Origin of the sequence: Sinorhizobium sp. BJ1 (assembly GCF_002531555.1) — a bacterium.
Lineage (GTDB): Bacteria > Pseudomonadota > Alphaproteobacteria > Rhizobiales > Rhizobiaceae > Sinorhizobium > Sinorhizobium fredii_B.
On sequence record NZ_NWTH01000003.1, the window covers coordinates 377,706 to 393,942 of the forward strand.

Here is a 16,237-nt window from a genome sequence, read left to right on the forward strand (position 1 = left end):
TATGCGACGTCGGCGTGATAGCGCGCTAGGAAAGCGGACCGTCCGTCCCGCTGTAACACTGAGATGCGGTAACGAAGGATGAAGAAGGTGAAGTATATTTCGACGCGTGGGGAAGCAGCACCCCTCGGCTTCTGCGACGCTCTTCTGGCAGGACTTGCCCGTGACGGTGGTCTCTACCTGCCGAAGGAATGGCCGACCTTCTCGAAGAAGGAAATCCGGGCGCTGCGCGGCAAATCCTATCAGGAAATCGCTTTCGCCGTTCTCGAACCCTTCACGAATGGCGAAATCCCGGCGGCCAAGTTCCGCGAGATGATCGACGAGGCCTACGCCACCTTCCGCCATCCGGCCATTGCACCGCTCGTCCAGACCGGCCCCAACTCTTTCGTCATGGAACTCTTCCACGGTTCGACGCTCGCCTTCAAGGACGTGGCCATGCAATTGCTGGCCCGCCTCATGGACCATGTGCTTGCCGAGCGCGGCGAACGGGCGACGATCGTCGGGGCGACCTCCGGCGATACGGGAGGAGCCGCGATCGACGCTTTTGCCGGTCGGGAACGGACCGACATCTTCATCCTCTTCCCGCACGGCAAGGTCTCGCCGGTACAGCAGAGGCAGATGACGACCGCGGGCGCATCGAACGTGCATGCGATCGCCATCAAGGGAAATTTCGACGATTGCCAGAATCTCGTCAAAGCGATGTTCAACGACACGGCCTTTCGCGACCGCGTCAAGCTCTCGGGCGTCAACTCGATCAACTGGGCGCGCATCATGGCGCAGATCGTCTATTACTTCACGACGGCAATCGCGCTTGGCGGCCCTGACCGGAGGATTTCCTTCACGGTGCCGACCGGCAATTTTGGCGACATCTTCGCCGGCTATGTCGCCAAACGCATGGGCCTGCCGGTCGACAAGCTGATCATCGCGACCAACGAGAACGACATTCTGGCGCGCACGCTGAAGACCGGCCGCTACGAGATGCGCGAGGTCAAGGCGACGACCTCGCCCTCGATGGACATTCAGATCTCATCCAACTTCGAACGGCTGCTGTTCGAGGTCTATGGGCGCGAGGCTGAAGGGGTGCGCGCCGCAATGGCAAGCCTCAAGCAATCCGGTTCCTTTGCAATCGCAGAGGGCGCACTAAAAAAAATTCGCAAGGAATTTCGCGCCGGCCGCGCCTCGGAAAAGCAGGTGGCCGCAACGATCCGCGACACGTTCGAGAAATCGGGCTATCTCCTTGATCCGCATACGGCAATCGGCGTCTGCGTCGCCGCCAGGCACGAGAAGCCATCGGCACCGATGGTAACGCTCGGGACCGCCCACCCCGCGAAATTTCCCGACGCCGTAAAATCGGCAAGTGGTATTGACCCCACGCTTCCGACGTGGCTTGCTGATCTCATGACTAGGGCGGAGCGTTTCGATATCCTGGATGCTGAGCTGAAAAAGGTCGAAACCTTCATCGGCGAGCGTACCCGCGTTCGGGAATAGAACGAAAGATACGAATGATGAAAGTTGAGTGCACCCGGCTCCCTTCCGGGCTGACGGTGGTAACCGAGCGAATGCCGCATCTGGAAAGCGTGGCGCTCGGGGTCTGGATCAAGTCCGGTTCGCGCAACGAAACCGTGGATGAACACGGAATTGCGCATCTGCTGGAGCACATGGCTTTCAAGGGGACGAGACGGCGCAGCGCCCGCCAGATCGCCGAAGAGATCGAAAATGTCGGCGGCGAGGTCAACGCCGCCACCTCCACCGAGACGACCTCCTACTACGCCCGGGTGCTCAAGGACCACGTGCCGCTGGCGATCGATATTCTTGCCGACATCCTCACGGACTCGACCTTCGAGGAGGAAGAGCTCAGGCGCGAGAAGCACGTCATCCTGCAGGAGATTGGCGCGGCTGACGACACGCCCGATGACGTGGTCTTCGACCGCTTCGCCGAGACCGCCTATCGCGACCAGACGGTCGGGCGCCCGATCCTCGGTACGCCGGAAACGGTGATGTCGTTCACCCCCGACCAGATCCGTCATTATCTCGGCCGCAATTACACGACCGACAGAATGTTCATCGTCGCGGCCGGTGCCGTCGACCATGATACGATCGTGCGCCAGGTCCAGGAGCGCTTTTCCACCCTGCCCGTCACGCCGCTGTCGCCCCCGGTCCTCGATACGGCGCGGTACACCGGCGGCGACGGCCGCGAGACCCGTGACCTGATGGACGCCCAGGTGCTGCTCGGCTTCGAAGGCAGGGCCTATCACGCCCGGGACTTCTACTGCTCGCAGATCCTTGCCAATATCCTCGGCGGCGGCATGTCCTCGCGCCTGTTCCAGGAAGTACGCGAACATCGCGGGCTCTGTTATTCGGTCTACGCTTTCCATTGGGGCTTTTCCGATACCGGCATCTTCGGCATCCATGCCGCAACGGGGGGCGAAAACCTTCCCGAACTGATGCCGGTCATCATCGACGAGTTGCGCAAGTCCTCGACCAGCATCGAGCAGCAGGAGATCGAGCGTGCCCGCGCACAGATCCGGGCGCAACTGCTGATGGGACAGGAAAGCCCGGCGGCGCGCGCCGGCCAGATCGCCCGTCAGATGATGCTCTACGGGCGCCCCATTCCCAACGAGGAACTGATGGAGCGGCTGTCCGGCATCACGATAGAGCGGCTGACCGATCTCGCCGGTCGGCTCTTCTTCGATACGGCCCCTACCCTTTCGGCGATCGGCCCCCTCGAACACCTCGCCCCGATGAGCGACATCCTGTCGTCTTTGAACGCCGGGCCCGCCGCCGTCCACGCCCTCGCGGGTTAAAGTCACATCACAGTTGGCGGGGATCGCGTCCGGGCGCCCGCGCGACCCGTGTTTTCTTGCACGATCTCCAAAATCGGATTCGATTTAGCCCCTGACTTGTGCAACGCTTCGCAATGAGACAGCGCCTTCGGAATCCTTGGAAATGATGGCGCGATCCGGGCTGGCGTTTCGGCCCGGCTGCGTAAGTTGACCAGAGCGGGACGAGGAAGAGCATGAAGCCGATCTCCGCCCGCCGGCAGGCGAGTTTTGGCCCGGAGGCATATATGGCACGATCGGTTTTTCGGTTCCTGTCGCGGCAGCCCGAATCGGTCGAGATCGCCAGCAAGGATTACCTTCTTCGCCTCCCTCGCTACGCTGACTATGGGCAATGGTATCAATTGCGAAGCGGGAGCCGCAGCTTCCTGGAACCGTGGGAACCGACCTGGCGGACTGACGAGATGACGGAGGGGGCGTTTCGCAGCCGCGTCATTCGCAACGAACAGGAATATGCTTCCGGCCAGGCAGTGCCGCTGTTCCTGTTCCGCAAACCCGACGAGACCCTCCTCGGCGGCCTGTCGATTGGCCATATCCGCCGGGGCGCGGCGCAAAACTGCATGATCGGCTACTGGATGGGGCAGAAATTTGCCGGCCAGGGCCACATGTACGAGGCACTGAAGCTGACGATCCCCTACATCTTTTCGACCCTCGAGTTGCACCGTATCGAAGCAGCCTGTATTCCAGAAAACACACGGAGCATTCGGCTCCTTGAAAAGGCCGGCTTTGAGCGCGAAGGCTACTTGAGACAGTACTTGAAGATAAACGGCAAGTGGCGCGATCACCTGATGTTTTCGCTTCTGTCCGCGGATGCCGTACCGAGCAGGAATATGCCCCTTTGATGCCCCTGACCCGCAAGCCGTTCGCAGCGCCCGTCGCAAGGCTGGCGGCGTTTCTGGTCGCATTCGCCGTTTTCATTTTCGGCGTCGCGGGCGGCGTTGCCCATGCTCTCGAGCCGGTGAAGATTTCGCGCGAGGACACGGCGCTCGACCTGACCGCCACGACGGAAATCTACTCCGGCCGGGGCGAAGCTTTCCAGGTGTCCACCGCCCCCGGAACGGACGGCATCGTGCGGCGCATCGAGGTCAGGTCGAGCACGGAGCACCACCAGGGCGATTGGGCCGTCTTCGCGCTCGCCAATGTTTCCGAAGAGCAGCTCGAGCGGGTGATCGTCGCGCCGCATTTCCGGCTGGTCAATTCGAAGCTGTTCTGGCCGGACCTTGGCTCGCAACGCATTCTGTCGATCACCCCGAGCGAGGGTTTCGCCCTCGACCGCCAGCCGAGCGACGAGGCGGACGTGTTCCGCATCACGCTCAACCCCGGCGCGGTCATCACTTTCGTCGCCGAGCTTGCAACGCCGGAACTGCCGCAGATCTATCTCTGGCAGCCGGACGCCTACAAGGACACGGTCAACGCCTTTACTTTGTATCGCGGCATCGTGCTCGGGATCGCCGGTCTGCTCGCGGTGTTCTTGACCATTCTCTTCGTCGTCAAAGGCACGTCGATGCTGCCGGCGACGGCGGCGCTCGCCTGGGCCGTTCTTGCCTATATCTGCGTCGATTTCGGCTTTCTGTCGAAGCTGATCAGCGTGACGGCCGGTGACGAACGCATATGGCGAGCCGGAACGGAAGTCTTCCTGGCGGCAGGCCTGGTGATATTCCTTTTCACCTATCTGAACCTCAACCGCTGGCATCAGCATCTCGGCTATGCGACGCTCGCGTGGATTCTCGGCCTGGCATTGCTGTTCGGCGTCGCCGTCTACGATCCTGCCATCGCATCGGGCATCGCCCGCCTCTCCTTTGCGCTGACGGCGACCGTTGGCATCGTGCTGATCGCCTATCTCGGCCTCAATCGCTACGACCGCGCCATCCTTCTCGTTCCGGCCTGGCTCCTGATCCTTGTCTGGCTTTTCGGCGCGTGGCTGGCGGTTACCGGGCAGCTCGCCAATGATATCGTCCAGCCGGCGCTCGGCGGCGGCCTCGTTCTGATCGTCCTGCTGATCGGCTTCACGGTCATGCAGCACGCCTTTGCCGGCGGCGCCTATCAGCAGGGCCTCTTTTCGGACCTAGAGCGGCAGGCGCTGGCGCTGACCGGTTCGGGAGACACAGTCTGGGACTGGGACGTGGCGCGCGACCGCGTCGTGACGATCCCGGATATTTCGCACCAACTCGGCCTCTCGCTCGGCACGATGAACGGACCGGTCCGCAACTGGGTGCCGCGGCTGCATCCGGATGACCGAGACCGTTTCCGGGCGACCTTGGACGTGCTTCTCGAGCACAGGCGCGGCCGGTTGAACCATGAATTTCGCGCGCGCGCCGAGGACGGCCACTATCACTGGCTGTCGATCCGGGCGCGGCCGGTTCTCGGCGCCAATGGCGAGATCATCCGCTGCGTCGGCACCATCGTCGACATTACCGAACAGCGCAATTCGGTCGAGCGGTTGTTGCAGAACGCCCTCCTCGACAACCTCACCGGCCTGCCGAACCGGCAGGTCTTCCTCGACCGTCTGCAGGCGATCCTGCTGATGTCCGACGGCACCACTGCGACGCGACCGACCGTTCTCGCCATCGACGTCGACCGCTACAAGCAGGTCAACGACCTGTTCGGAATCGCGGCCGGCGACAATATTCTGATCGCGCTGACGCGGCGGCTGCGCCGGCTGCTGCGCCCGCAGGACACACTGGCCCGCCTCGGCGGCGACCAGTTCGGGCTGATCCTGATGTCCGAGCGCGACCCGGCGAAGATCGCCGATTTCGCCGATGCGGTCAGCAAGGCGATCATGGTGCCGCTCAACTACGGCAACCGCGAGATTAACCTTACCGCGTCGATCGGGCTGGTATCCTGGCTCGACCAGGAGCAGAGCGCTGCAAGCCTGCTCGACGATGCGGAGCTTGCGATGTTCCGCGCCAAGAAGGAGGGCGGCAACCGCGTCGAGCCCTTCCGGCCAGCCTTCCGGACATCCGGATCGGATCGCCTGCAGCTTGAAGCGGACCTGAAGCGAGCGATCGAACGCAAGGAACTGTCGCTCGTCTACCAGCCGATCGTGCGTCTGAGCGACGCCGAGGTCGCCGGTTTCGAAGCGCTGATGCGTTGGGACCATCCGAAGCGTGGCAATATCTCGCCGACCGAGTTCATCCCGATCGCGGAAAACTCCGACATCATCAACCAGCTCGGCATGTTCGCCTTCGACCAGGCAACGAGCGATCTTTCCGAATGGCAGATCCAGACCGGCGATCTGCCTATCTTCGTCTCGATCAATCTTTCGAGCGCGCAGCTCCTCAACAACGGGCTCTATGATGACGTGCGCGCCATCCTCAACAAGAACCGGTGCGATCCGGCCAAGGTGAAGATGGAGCTGACCGAATCGCTGGTGATGGAAAATCCGGAACAGGCCCGGCTCGTGCTCGAAAAACTCAGGGAAGCGGGACTGCGGCTCGCCCTCGACGATTTCGGCACCGGTCATTCCTCGCTGTCCTATCTGACCCGTTTCCCCTTCGACACGATCAAGATCGACAAGGCGCTGGTCCGCGATCCAAGCGACAAGCGCGGCGTCGTGCTGCGCTCGGTGATCGCCATGGCGCGCGAATTGGACATGCGGATCGTCGCCGAAGGTATCGAGTCGGAGGAGGATGCGATCCAGCTCGCACAGATGGGCTGCGATTATGGCCAGAGCTTCCTGTTCGGCCCGCCCGTCGGGTCGGAATCGATCCTGCGGCTCCTAAAGGAGCGATTTCCGCTCATGAAGAGGGCGTAACGGGGAATCGGCTGGATGTCTATCAGGCGTGGCCGGCGTCGGGGGAAAGCATAGCTGGAGAGATGCCCATCATCGCAAGCGCCCGATCGTATTTCTCATCGAGGTCACGGCTGAAGATCAGCTCTTCGCGCGCCGGGCACGTGAGCCAGCCATTGCTGGAGATTTCGTTTTCGAGCTGGCCCGGTCCCCATCCGGCATAGCCGAGCAGCATCGTGGCCTTGAGAGGGCCCTCGCCCCGCGAAATGGCCTTGACGATGTCGAGCGTCGCCGTCAGGCAGATATCGTCGCTGACCGGGATGCTCGAATCGCTCAGGTAATCATCCGAATGCAGGACGAAGCCACGGCCGGTCTCGACCGGGCCGCCTGCCTGGATCTGGAACTCGCGTGCCGTCGAAGGCAGTCGGATCGCTTCGTCGGGGTCGAGCAGTTGCAGATGCAGGAGCACATCGGGAAAGGTCAGCCGCTGGGCTCGGTTCAACACGAAGCCCATCGCGCCGTCTTCGGAATGGGCACAGACGAAGATCACCGTGCGGGCAAAATTGGCATCGAACATGCTGGGCATGGCGATCAGGAACTGACCGTCAAGGAAACCACGTTCGCGTATCTTCTGCTGCACCGTTGTCGCCATAATGAAGATAGCCTACCAATTCGGCACGAAATGAAAAGCGCCCCTACGTGGCGCAGGCCGAAATTTGCACGCACGACGCTCGTCCGCGTTGATTCGAGCTCCAACGATCAAGAAGATAACGAATCCACAGTTGGGGCCCAGTTCGGGCGGGATCACACCCGCATCGCCGATCAAGCAGATATGATCGCCGACCTCTCACGGCGGCTGGAGACGGATGGTGAAACGCGCTAGTGCTAGGTCATGATCAGACGCCGAACCAGGAAGAAGATGGCTCAGTGCCTCGCGAAGGCAAGCCTTCTCGTTGCTATTTTTTTGCCGAGCCAGTCCCAGGCCGTAACCAGCGACTGGCTGACATCCCCCGGCGGGACGATCCGCCTCGTCGCCTCCCAGCCGAAACCGGATGGTTCGATTCCCGCTATTCTCGAAATCAAACTGGAGCCCGGCTGGAAAACCTATTGGCGCGACCCGGGCGCGAGCGGAATACCGCCGCAGATTACGCTCGATCCGACCGGCGGGGTAGCTTTGGAGGGGATTCGTTTTCCCGCACCGAAGACCTTTGGCGAGGGAGCGGGGCACTATGTCGGTTACGACAGCTCGGTTGCATTCCCGCTCGTGCTAAAACGGGTAAGCGATGACAAGGATCTGGCGGTCCGGGCGTCCGTGTTCCTCGGCGTTTGCGAAGACATCTGCATCCCGGTTCAGGGGACACTCGATCTGGCGCTGAAGAACGGCGATTTCGACAATCCACTCGACGCTGCGCGCATCGAGAAGGCCGTCGCAGCACTTCCGGAGCCACCGTCAAACGATTTCAGGATTACGAAGGCCGCCTTCGATGAAGATGCCGGCATCATTCACCTCGACCTTCGGCTTCCGCGCGAGGCGGGCAAACCGGAGATTTTCCTCGCCGGGCCAGCGGGGTTCTCCTTCGGAACACCGGTCTTCGGCCATCTAGCCGGCGCAGAGCGCCGCGTGGACATTCCGGTGAAGCCTGCCGGCAAGGACCGGGCGATTGCCGGCAAACCGATCGCGCTTACTGTTCGCGCCGGCGATCGCAGCATGGAAACCACCCTTGCCTTTGACTGACGCGTTCCTATAGTCGCTCGCAGGCTCGGCAACCCCTTTGCCGAACCGCGAGTGAAATCGAGGAGAGACCCGTGACGATCGCTGTCGGAGACAAGCTACCCAATGCATCCTTCAAGGAAAAGACCGCCGACGGACCGGTCGAGGTAACCACCGACCAGCTCTTCAAGGGCAAGCGCGTCGTTCTCTTCGCCGTGCCGGGGGCGTTCACCCCGACCTGCTCGCTCAACCATCTTCCCGGCTATCTCGAAAACCGCGACGCGATCCTCGCGCGCGGCGTCGACGACATCGCCGTGGTCGCCGTCAACGACCTGCATGTGATGGGCGCCTGGGCAACGGCATCAGGCGGCATGGGCAAGATCCATTTCCTGTCCGACTGGAATGCCGCCTTCACCAAGGCGCTCGGCCTCGATATCGATCTCTCCTCCGGCACGCTCGGCATCCGCTCTAAGCGCTATTCGATGCTGGTCGAGGATGGTGTGGTCAAGGCGTTGAATGTCGAAGACGCCCCGGGTCAGGCGACCGTTTCCGGCGCGGCAGCGATGCTGGAACAGCTTTGATCGGGCTGACAACCAAATGATCATGGGAACGGGCCGACCGGCCCGTTCTACAGGGTGACCTTCGCGCGGCCCGATTTTTTGAACGGCTCCATACCCTTGCGCGCGAGCTCGTCGGCACGTTCGTTCTCCACATGGCCGGCATGCCCCTTGACCCAGTGCCAGGTCACCTGGTGGCGGTCCCTCGCCGCATCGAGCGCCTGCCACAGCTCGCCGTTCTTCACCGGCTTCCTGTCACCGGTCTTCCAGCCGTTGCGCTTCCAGCCGTGAATCCATTTCGAAATGCCGTCCATGACATATTTGCTGTCGGTGTGCAGATCGACCTCGCAGGGCTGCTTCAGCGCGTTCAAGGCCGAGATTGCGGCCATCAGCTCCATGCGGTTGTTGGTGGTCTCCGCCTCGCCGCCGAACAGATCCTTCTCCACTTCGCCGTAGCGCAGCACCGCCCCCCAGCCGCCGGGCCCGGGGTTTCCCGAGCAGGCGCCGTCGGTAAAGATCTCGACGTGCTTCATCGCGGAGTCTCTTCACGTCTGAGGCCGTATTCGGCGCTCGAGGCGACAGCGCGGTGGAAGCGGATCTTCGTCAGATATTCCAGCGGGTCCTTCTTGACCACCAGGGCGCCGGCCGGCGTCATCAGCCAGTCGTAGAGGCGCGTCAGGAAGAAACGCAGCGCCGAGCCCCGGGCCAGCAGCGGCAGGACCGCCACCTCTTCCGCCGTCAGCTTTCGCACGCTTTCGTAGCCCGAAAGCAAGGCCATGCCTTTGGTGATGTTGTAGGAGCCGTTCTTCTCGAAGCACCAGGAGTTCAGGCAGACAGCGATGTCGTAGGCGAGGAAGTCGTTGCAGGCGAAATAGAAGTCGATGAGCCCGGATAGGCGATCGCCGAGGAAGAAGACGTTGTCCGGGAAGAGATCGGCATGGATCACGCCCTCCGGCAGGCGCTTCGGCCAATGCTCTTCGAGATAGGCGAGTTCCGCCGCGATCTCGTCCTTCAATCCGTCCTGCACTTCATCGGCGCGGGCCTCGGAATTCCGCCAGAGCGGCCGCCAGCCGCCGACAGAGAGGGCGTTGGGCCGCTTCAAGGCAAATCCATCGCCAGCCTCGTGCATCGACGCGAGCGCCCGGCCCACTTCACGGCAGTGCTGCGCCCCCGGCTTCCTCAACCACATGCCTTCAAGGAAGGAGATGACGGCGGCCGGCCGGCCCGACAGCGTGCCGAGAAGCGCGCCATCGGCGCGCGGCAAGGGCAGCGGGCAGGAAAGCCCCCTTTCCGCAAGATGATGCATCAGGCCCAGGAAGAACGGCAGGTCATCGGCATTCACCCGCTTTTCGTACAGCGTGAGGATATAGGAACCCGTCGTCGTATGGAGAAGGAAGTTTGAATTCTCCACACCTTCGGCGATGCCCTTGTAGGAGGTGAGCGTTCCCACGTCATAGTCCGCCAGAAAGCGGATCAAGTCATCTTCCGTGATATCAGTGTAAACTGCCAAGGTCGCTACTTTCGGAAACAGGATTGCAAGGTGTTGGAGCGGTATGCTTTGTCGCCCCCGCTCTATTCACCGTTGACGAAGGCCATGTCGGCGGCGGTCAGCTCGACATGGCGGAGTTCGCGGTTGACAAGGAAGTTCTCGTTTTCCTCGACCGTATCGGCAAGCTCGACCGTCGCGTGATAGCGTTCGCGGAATGCCTCGATGATCTCGTTGACGATCACTTCCGGCGCCGAGGCGCCGGCCGACAGCCCGGCCATCTCAATGTCACCGAGGGTATCCCAGTCGATATCCGAGGCCCGCTGCACGAGAACGGCATGCTTCGCCCCGGCCCGCAAGGCCACTTCGACGAGCCGCTTGGAATTGGACGAGTTGGGGGCACCGACGATCAGGAACAGATCGCAGCCGGGGGCTGCCTGCTTGACCGCCTCCTGCCGGTTGGTCGTGGCGTAGCAGATGGAATCGGCCGCCGGCGCCGTCAGGTTTGGAAACCGCTCGTGCAAGCGCTTGATCACCCCTGCGGTGTCGTCAACGGAGAGCGTCGTCTGCGTCACGAAGCCGAGATTGTCCGGATCGGGCGGTACATAGGTATCAGCATCCGCCACCGTTTCGATGAGAGAGACCGCCCCTTCCGGCAATTGCCCCATCGTACCGATGACCTCCGGATGCCCGGCATGGCCGATCAGCACCACGTGGCGCCCCAACCGGTGGTGGCGCATCGCCTGCTTGTGCACCTTCGAGACCAACGGACAGGTGGCGTCGAGATAGAAGAGATTGCGTTGATCGGCATCAGCCGGCACGGACTTCGGCACGCCATGGGCGGAGAAGACGACCGGCTGTTTGCGATGCTCCGGCGGAATCTCATCGAGTTCCTCGACGAAGATCGCCCCCTTGGCTTCCAACCCCTCGACGACGTAGCGGTTGTGCACGATCTCATGCCGGACATAGACGGGAGCGCCGAATTCCTTGAGCGCCAGCACGACGATCTGGATCGCCCTGTCGACACCCGCGCAGAAGCCACGCGGCCCGCACAGACGTATGGTGATCGGGGATTTTGCTGCCGTGGATGAGGCCATGAATCAGGACGCCAGTAGAACGAACAGGAGCGCGAGCATTGCCGGGCTGCCCTGGATGAGAAGAATACGGGGCTTGACCGACCATGCGCCATATATAGCGGCAACGATCACGCACACAAGAAAGAACACCTTCAACTGCAGGGCAAATGCCGGCTCCGGCTGGAGCAGCGACCAGAAAAGACCAGCGGCGAGAAATCCGTTATAGAGCCCCTGATTGGCCGCGAGCACCCGCGTCGTTTGGGCCCGCTCCGCCGTCATATGGAAGACAGCCCGCCCCTGGGGTTTCGTCCAGAGAAACATTTCGAGCACGAGGAACCCGACGTGCAGCAAAGCGGTAAGCGCAATCAGGATGGCGGCGAGAATACCCATTCATTCCCCTTGTCACTTTTCGGAGTCATCTCTGCGTCGCTGGCGATAGAGATAGGTGCCGCTCACCACAACCAGCGCCCCCGCAAGGCCGTACCAGGTGAGCGCATATTGGAGGTGGTTGTTTGGCAGGTCGAACTGCGTCACCCCGCCAATCGGCAAGCCACCCGGGTTTTCCGTTGCATCCGCGTCGACGAAGAAAGGAACGACACGATCGGCGGCGATGCCGGCTGCCCTGGCCATCGCATCGAGATCCTTCCAGTAGAAGATGTTTTTTGCGATGTCGTTGTCGGGCACCAGCGACGACGGCTTCTCCGAAAGCCGCGGCCGCGCCAGGCCATTGATCGTCATGCTTCCGGTAACCTGCCCCTCGGGCCGCGCCGCGGCGTCCTTCTTTTCGAAGGGCACGAAGCCGCGATTGACGAACAGGGCGCGGCCGTCCGCGAGCATCAGCGGCGTGAAGACGTAGTAGCCGGTGCGACCGCCGTGGGTGGCAAAGAAATGCCGCTCCTTGCGGTGGTCGTAGACGCCGGACACAATGGTGGTGCGATAGTCGATGTCCTCACCGCCCGCAGCCATGGCCTCGATCTCGTCGAGGGAGACCGGCGGCGCCGACCGGCGTTCTGCGATCGCAGCTATCAGCGCTTCCTTCCACTGCAGCCGCTCAACCTGCCATGTGCCGAGGGAGACGAGTACGACGAGGGCGATCGCCACGAGCAGAAGACCGCCAATCCGACCGAGGCGGCCGCGCGAGGCCGGCTTATGCTTTTCAGCCACGGTCGATTTCGCCCGGGCGTGCATTGTTGCGATACTGGAGATTGATCAGCGCGCCTTTCAGCATTCTGGTCAACGCCAGGCTGAGAACCGTTGCCAGGGGTATCCAGAGCAGGAAGTGCAGCCATAGTGGTGGATTGACATTGACCTCCATCCAGAGCGCTGCCCCTAGGACGATGAAGCCGACGATGAGGATGACGAAAACGACCGGGCCATCGCCGGAATCGGCAAAGCGATAGTCGAGTTCACAATTCTCGCAGGCCGGCCGGACCTTCAGGAAGCCGTCGAAGAGATGGCCTTGGCCGCAGCGCGGGCACCTTCCTTTAATTCCCGCCATGATCGGCTCAACCGGCGGGTAAAGCGCCTTGTCGTCATTCATGGGTTGATCTCGACCGCCGTGTTGTTGGGGACCATGTCCCAGATTTCGTCCATCTCGGCATTGGTAACGGCAATGCAGCCGTCCGTCCAATCGAACATCTGCGTCAAAAAGGCCAGCCAGCCGAGATAGTTGGGCTGGCCATGGATCATGATCATGCCGCCCGGGTCCACGCCCTTGGCGGCGGCAGCCTGCACATCCTCGGCCGCGGGATAGGAGATGTGCATGGACCGGTAGAAGCTGCTCGCGTCGTTGCGCCAGTCGAGAACATAACGCCCCTCCGGCGTCCGCCGATCGCCTTCCTGCATCTTGTCTCCCACCGGATTGCCGCCAAGCGCGATCGGAAATTCGCGCAAGAGCCGCTCGCCCTTAAACAATTGCAGCAGGCGGCGTTCCTTGTAGACGACGACTCTATCCGCGGTCTCGGCACCGAGCGCCGGTGACAGGCCCGTCAAAATTAGCACCGCAGCAAGCGGCCACACATACGCATTCTTCATCGCCCGTCTCTAACGAAACAGGGCGGCTGCATCCGCAACCGCCCCGTGATCATCGTACCGCGTCGGTATTAGCCGTGAGCGATCGGCGCGCCCCATCCACCCCAGATGTAGATGGAGAAGAAGAGGAACAGCCAGACCACGTCGACGAAGTGCCAGTACCAGGCGGCCGCCTCGAAGCCGAAATGATGCTGCTGGCTGAAGCCGCCGCCCAGCGCCCGGAACAGGCAGACCAGCAGGAAGATGGTGCCGACCAGAACGTGGAAACCGTGGAAGCCGGTCGCCATGAAGAAGGTGGCGCCATAGATCGAATCCCGGAAGGCGAACGGCGCGTGCGCGTACTCGTAGCCCTGGACGAAGGAGAAGAGAACGCCGAGCAGCACCGTGAGCGTCAGGCCGGAGATGAGGCCCTTGCGGTCGTCGTGCAGCAGCGCGTGGTGCGCCCAGGTGACGGTCGTACCGGAGAGCAGCAGGATGACGGTGTTGTAAAGGGGCAGGTGCCAGGGATCGAGGACCTCGATGCCCTTGGGCGGCCAGACGCCACCGGTATAAGCGGCGCGAGCGGCTTGAATCGGTTCGCCGGCAAACAGGCTCGCATCGAAGAAGGCCCAGAACCAGGCGGCGAAGAACATCACCTCGGAGGCGATGAACATGATCATGCCGTAGCGCAGGTGCAGCGACACGACGCGGGTGTGATGACCCTCACGGCCTTCCTTGATGGTGTCCGACCACCAGCCGAACATCGTGTAGAGAACGATCGCCAGGCCGATCACGAAAAGCCACGGATTGGCGAGCTCCAGACCGAACAGTTTGAACGAACCGCCGGCAGCGTAGCGCATGAGACCGACGCCACCGAAGGCCATGACGAAGGCGCCGATGGAGGCAAGCAGCGGCCACGGGCTCGGATCGATGATGTGGTAGTCGTGATTTTTCTGATGCGCTCCGGCCATGTCAGTAATCCCCGATAGTCCTATGTGTCGCCCGCCCGGAATAGCCGAAACGGACCTCCTGTCAAAGTCTATTCTCAATTTCCTCGTCCTTCACCGCAGCGACCGGTTTGGACGGCTCGCGCGGATAGAAGGTGTAGGATAGCGTCAGTGTCTTGATGTCCTTGCTCTCGACCGGCTTGACGATCTCCGGATCGACGAAAAAGACGACGGGCATCTCCATTTCCTCGCCCGGCTGAAGCGTCGTTTCGGTGAAGCAGAAGCATTGTACCTTGTTGAAATAGGCGCCCGCCGCCATCGGCGTCACATTGAACGTCGCTTGACCGGTCGTCGGCTTCGACGAAAGGTTCTTCGCCCGGTACATGACCTGCACCGTCTCGCCGATCCTGACGTCGATGTCACGCTGGACCGGACTGAAATCCCATGGCAGACCCGGCCCGACATTGGCGTCGAAGGTCACCTTGACCTTCTCGTCGAGAATAACGTCCGAAGCCTGTTCGACGCGCTGCGTCGTGCCGTTATAGCCAGTCACCCGGCAGAACATGTCGTAGAGCGGAACGGCCGCATAGGCCATGCCGACCATGCCGGCGACGAAGGCAAGGCAGCCGCCGACGATGACGCTGTTGGCGCGTTCCTTCCCGGGTGATTGCGGGGTGTTCGTCATGCGCCGCACCTTCAATGGGCCATGCCGCCGCCGAACTTGATCAGCGTGACGACATAGAACAGCGCGACAAGACCGGCGAGCACCAGGCCGAGCGCGATGTTGCGGCCGCGGCGCGACTTCTTCTGCGCGTCGCTGAGTTTGACGGTTTCCATTAGATGATACCTCCGGCATTGAGCCAGATATGGGCGACAACGTAATCCACGAGCAGGGCCGAGAAGATCGCGAAGAGATAGGCGATCGAGAAGGCGAAGAGTTTCTTCGCCGGCAGCATTTTGAGATCGCCTTCGGGCATGCGCAGCACGGCAAGCGAATACCAGATGAAACCCAGTCCAAGGGCAGCCGCAACGGCTCCGTATCCCAGGCTCGCAAAGCCGAGCAGGGTGGGACAGATGCCGCTCAGCGCGGTCAGGAGCGCGTACACCAGGATCTGCCGCTTGGTCGTCGCCTCGCCGCAGACGTTCGGCATCATCGGCACGCCGACGGCGCCGTAGTCACGCATCTTGAAGAGCGCCAGTGCCCAGAAGTGGGCCGGCGTCCAAAGGAAGATGATGAGGAAGAGCACAATGCTTTCGAGCGACACGCCGCCGGTCACGCAGGCCCAGCCGATCATCGGCGGGAAAGCTCCCGCGGCGCCGCCGATGACGATGTTCTGCGGCGTCGAGCGCTTCAGCCATATCGTATAGATGACCACGTAGAAGAAGATTGTGAAGGCGAGCAATCCGGCTGCGAGCCAATTGACGGCGAGCCCAAGGATGATCACGGAGAACGCCGACAAGGTGAGTCCGAAGCCGAGCGCTTCCTGCGGCAGGATCTTGCCTGCGGGGATGGGACGCTTGGCGGTACGGCTCATCACCGCATCGATATCGGCGTCATACCACATGTTCAGCGCCCCGGAGGCGCCGGCGCCGATCGCGATGCAGAGAATGGCGATGAAGCCGATGACGGGATTGATGGAGCCGGGCGCGAGCACTAGCCCGGCAAAGGCCGTGAAGACGACCAGCGACATGACGCGCGGCTTCAGGAGCTCGAAGTAATCCCGCGCAGAGGCTTCGGACAGGCGCGCTGCGCCTTCCATGCCGACTGCCTCGTGATTGTCGATGAGCGTCATGTCTCTTTCCCGAATTTGCTGCGGAACGATAAGCCGCATCATGCCGGAAGGCCGGCGGGGAGAAGCCGCCGTAACCGGCGGCTTCTGTTCGTT

At 62.1% G+C, this 16,237-nt stretch carries 18 protein-coding genes; 6 read left to right on the top strand and 12 right to left on the bottom strand.

Features of this window, described 5'->3' with window-relative positions; translation table 11 throughout:
- Positions 1-78 precede the first annotated feature (78 nt).
- The 4 genes from thrC (at position 79) to CO676_RS05235 (ending at position 6,588) form a co-directional block, all read left to right on the top strand.
- On the top strand, positions 79-1,485 hold the full coding sequence (gene thrC, locus CO676_RS05220; protein ID WP_179875406.1) for a threonine synthase: 1,407 nt from the start codon (positions 79-81) through the stop codon (positions 1,483-1,485).
- A gap of 14 nt (positions 1,486-1,499) precedes the next feature.
- Positions 1,500-2,801 carry a pitrilysin family protein gene (locus tag CO676_RS05225; protein ID WP_097519833.1) on the top strand — a complete coding sequence of 434 codons (1,302 nt, stop codon included), beginning with the start codon at positions 1,500-1,502 and terminating at the stop codon, positions 2,799-2,801.
- Positions 2,802-3,064: 263 nt separating this feature from the next.
- Complete coding sequence (locus tag CO676_RS05230; protein ID WP_097519951.1) at positions 3,065-3,676, top strand: GNAT family protein; 612 nt, start codon at positions 3,065-3,067, stop codon at positions 3,674-3,676.
- Complete coding sequence (locus tag CO676_RS05235) at positions 3,676-6,588, top strand: EAL domain-containing protein (RefSeq protein ID WP_014761423.1); 2,913 nt, start codon at positions 3,676-3,678, stop codon at positions 6,586-6,588. The genes CO676_RS05230 and CO676_RS05235 overlap by 1 nt, the downstream gene beginning before the upstream one ends.
- 22 nt (positions 6,589-6,610) lie before the next feature.
- On the opposite strand, the gene CO676_RS05240 is transcribed toward CO676_RS05235, so the two are convergent.
- Positions 6,611-7,216 carry a YqgE/AlgH family protein gene (locus CO676_RS05240; RefSeq protein ID WP_014761422.1) on the bottom strand — a complete coding sequence of 202 codons (606 nt, stop codon included), beginning with the start codon at positions 7,214-7,216 and terminating at the stop codon, positions 6,611-6,613.
- A 240-nt stretch (positions 7,217-7,456) separates the two neighbouring features.
- On the opposite strand from CO676_RS05240, the gene CO676_RS05250 reads away from it, so the two are divergent.
- Positions 7,457-8,299, top strand: coding sequence for a protein-disulfide reductase DsbD domain-containing protein (locus CO676_RS05250; protein WP_179875407.1), 843 nt, complete (start codon positions 7,457-7,459; stop codon positions 8,297-8,299).
- A gap of 71 nt (positions 8,300-8,370) precedes the next feature.
- Positions 8,371-8,856: a peroxiredoxin gene (locus CO676_RS05255; RefSeq protein WP_097519836.1), complete on the top strand. Its 486-nt coding sequence runs from the start codon at positions 8,371-8,373 to the stop codon at positions 8,854-8,856.
- A 47-nt stretch (positions 8,857-8,903) separates the two neighbouring features.
- Here the strand turns inward: CO676_RS05255 and rnhA are convergent, their stop codons facing one another.
- The 11 genes from rnhA to CO676_RS05310 form a co-directional block, all read right to left on the bottom strand.
- Positions 8,904-9,365 (bottom strand): ribonuclease HI, encoded by a 462-nt coding sequence (gene rnhA / locus CO676_RS05260; protein ID WP_014761419.1) that lies wholly within the window; start codon positions 9,363-9,365, stop codon positions 8,904-8,906.
- Positions 9,362-10,342 carry a homoserine kinase gene (locus CO676_RS05265; RefSeq protein ID WP_014761418.1) on the bottom strand — a complete coding sequence of 327 codons (981 nt, stop codon included), beginning with the start codon at positions 10,340-10,342 and terminating at the stop codon, positions 9,362-9,364. The genes rnhA and CO676_RS05265 overlap by 4 nt, the downstream gene beginning before the upstream one ends.
- Positions 10,343-10,404: 62 nt before the next feature.
- The gene (gene ispH, locus CO676_RS05270) at positions 10,405-11,415 is read right to left on the bottom strand and encodes a 4-hydroxy-3-methylbut-2-enyl diphosphate reductase (protein ID WP_097519837.1); all 1,011 of its coding nucleotides are present in this window, start codon (positions 11,413-11,415) and stop codon (positions 10,405-10,407) included.
- 3 nt (positions 11,416-11,418) lie between these two features.
- Positions 11,419-11,784 carry a DUF1304 domain-containing protein gene (locus CO676_RS05275; RefSeq protein ID WP_097519838.1) on the bottom strand — a complete coding sequence of 122 codons (366 nt, stop codon included), beginning with the start codon at positions 11,782-11,784 and terminating at the stop codon, positions 11,419-11,421.
- Between the two features lie 12 nt (positions 11,785-11,796).
- Positions 11,797-12,582 carry an SURF1 family protein gene (locus CO676_RS05280; protein WP_097519839.1) on the bottom strand — a complete coding sequence of 262 codons (786 nt, stop codon included), beginning with the start codon at positions 12,580-12,582 and terminating at the stop codon, positions 11,797-11,799.
- Positions 12,551-12,934, bottom strand: coding sequence for a DUF983 domain-containing protein (locus tag CO676_RS05285; RefSeq protein WP_014761414.1), 384 nt, complete (start codon positions 12,932-12,934; stop codon positions 12,551-12,553). Before CO676_RS05285 ends, CO676_RS05280 begins: the two co-directional genes overlap by 32 nt.
- On the bottom strand, positions 12,931-13,428 hold the full coding sequence (locus tag CO676_RS05290) for a L,D-transpeptidase family protein (protein WP_179875408.1): 498 nt from the start codon (positions 13,426-13,428) through the stop codon (positions 12,931-12,933). Before CO676_RS05290 ends, CO676_RS05285 begins: the two co-directional genes overlap by 4 nt.
- A gap of 68 nt (positions 13,429-13,496) precedes the next feature.
- Positions 13,497-14,375 carry a cytochrome c oxidase subunit 3 gene (locus CO676_RS05295; protein WP_014761412.1) on the bottom strand — a complete coding sequence of 293 codons (879 nt, stop codon included), beginning with the start codon at positions 14,373-14,375 and terminating at the stop codon, positions 13,497-13,499.
- 61 nt (positions 14,376-14,436) lie between these two features.
- Positions 14,437-15,036: a cytochrome c oxidase assembly protein gene (locus CO676_RS05300; protein WP_014761411.1), complete on the bottom strand. Its 600-nt coding sequence runs from the start codon at positions 15,034-15,036 to the stop codon at positions 14,437-14,439.
- A gap of 11 nt (positions 15,037-15,047) precedes the next feature.
- Positions 15,048-15,188 carry a hypothetical protein gene (locus CO676_RS05305; protein WP_014761410.1) on the bottom strand — a complete coding sequence of 47 codons (141 nt, stop codon included), beginning with the start codon at positions 15,186-15,188 and terminating at the stop codon, positions 15,048-15,050.
- Positions 15,188-16,144 carry a heme o synthase gene (locus tag CO676_RS05310; protein WP_014761409.1) on the bottom strand — a complete coding sequence of 319 codons (957 nt, stop codon included), beginning with the start codon at positions 16,142-16,144 and terminating at the stop codon, positions 15,188-15,190. Before CO676_RS05310 ends, CO676_RS05305 begins: the two co-directional genes overlap by 1 nt.
- Between the last annotated feature and the right edge of the window lie 93 nt (positions 16,145-16,237).

What these genes read in the sequence shown, in the direction of transcription:
- thrC (WP_179875406.1), top strand. Translation starts at nt 79, where the DNA reads ATGAAGAAGGTGAAGTATATTTCGACGCGTGGGGAAGCAGCACCCCTC.
- CO676_RS05225 (WP_097519833.1), top strand. Translation starts at nt 1,500, where the DNA reads ATGATGAAAGTTGAGTGCACCCGGCTCCCTTCCGGGCTGACGGTGGTA.
- CO676_RS05230 (WP_097519951.1), top strand. Translation starts at nt 3,065, where the DNA reads ATGGCACGATCGGTTTTTCGGTTCCTGTCGCGGCAGCCCGAATCGGTC.
- CO676_RS05235 (WP_014761423.1), top strand. Translation starts at nt 3,676, where the DNA reads ATGCCCCTGACCCGCAAGCCGTTCGCAGCGCCCGTCGCAAGGCTGGCG.
- CO676_RS05240 (WP_014761422.1), bottom strand. Translation starts at nt 7,216, where the DNA reads ATGGCGACAACGGTGCAGCAGAAGATACGCGAACGTGGTTTCCTTGAC.
- CO676_RS05250 (WP_179875407.1), top strand. Translation starts at nt 7,457, where the DNA reads ATGATCAGACGCCGAACCAGGAAGAAGATGGCTCAGTGCCTCGCGAAG.
- rnhA (WP_014761419.1), bottom strand. Translation starts at nt 9,365, where the DNA reads ATGAAGCACGTCGAGATCTTTACCGACGGCGCCTGCTCGGGAAACCCC.
- ispH (WP_097519837.1), bottom strand. Translation starts at nt 11,415, where the DNA reads ATGGCCTCATCCACGGCAGCAAAATCCCCGATCACCATACGTCTGTGC.
- CO676_RS05275 (WP_097519838.1), bottom strand. Translation starts at nt 11,784, where the DNA reads ATGGGTATTCTCGCCGCCATCCTGATTGCGCTTACCGCTTTGCTGCAC.
- CO676_RS05280 (WP_097519839.1), bottom strand. Translation starts at nt 12,582, where the DNA reads ATGCACGCCCGGGCGAAATCGACCGTGGCTGAAAAGCATAAGCCGGCC.
- CO676_RS05285 (WP_014761414.1), bottom strand. Translation starts at nt 12,934, where the DNA reads ATGAATGACGACAAGGCGCTTTACCCGCCGGTTGAGCCGATCATGGCG.
- CO676_RS05290 (WP_179875408.1), bottom strand. Translation starts at nt 13,428, where the DNA reads ATGAAGAATGCGTATGTGTGGCCGCTTGCTGCGGTGCTAATTTTGACG.
- CO676_RS05295 (WP_014761412.1), bottom strand. Translation starts at nt 14,375, where the DNA reads ATGGCCGGAGCGCATCAGAAAAATCACGACTACCACATCATCGATCCG.
- CO676_RS05300 (WP_014761411.1), bottom strand. Translation starts at nt 15,036, where the DNA reads ATGACGAACACCCCGCAATCACCCGGGAAGGAACGCGCCAACAGCGTC.
- CO676_RS05305 (WP_014761410.1), bottom strand. Translation starts at nt 15,188, where the DNA reads ATGGAAACCGTCAAACTCAGCGACGCGCAGAAGAAGTCGCGCCGCGGC.
- CO676_RS05310 (WP_014761409.1), bottom strand. Translation starts at nt 16,144, where the DNA reads ATGACGCTCATCGACAATCACGAGGCAGTCGGCATGGAAGGCGCAGCG.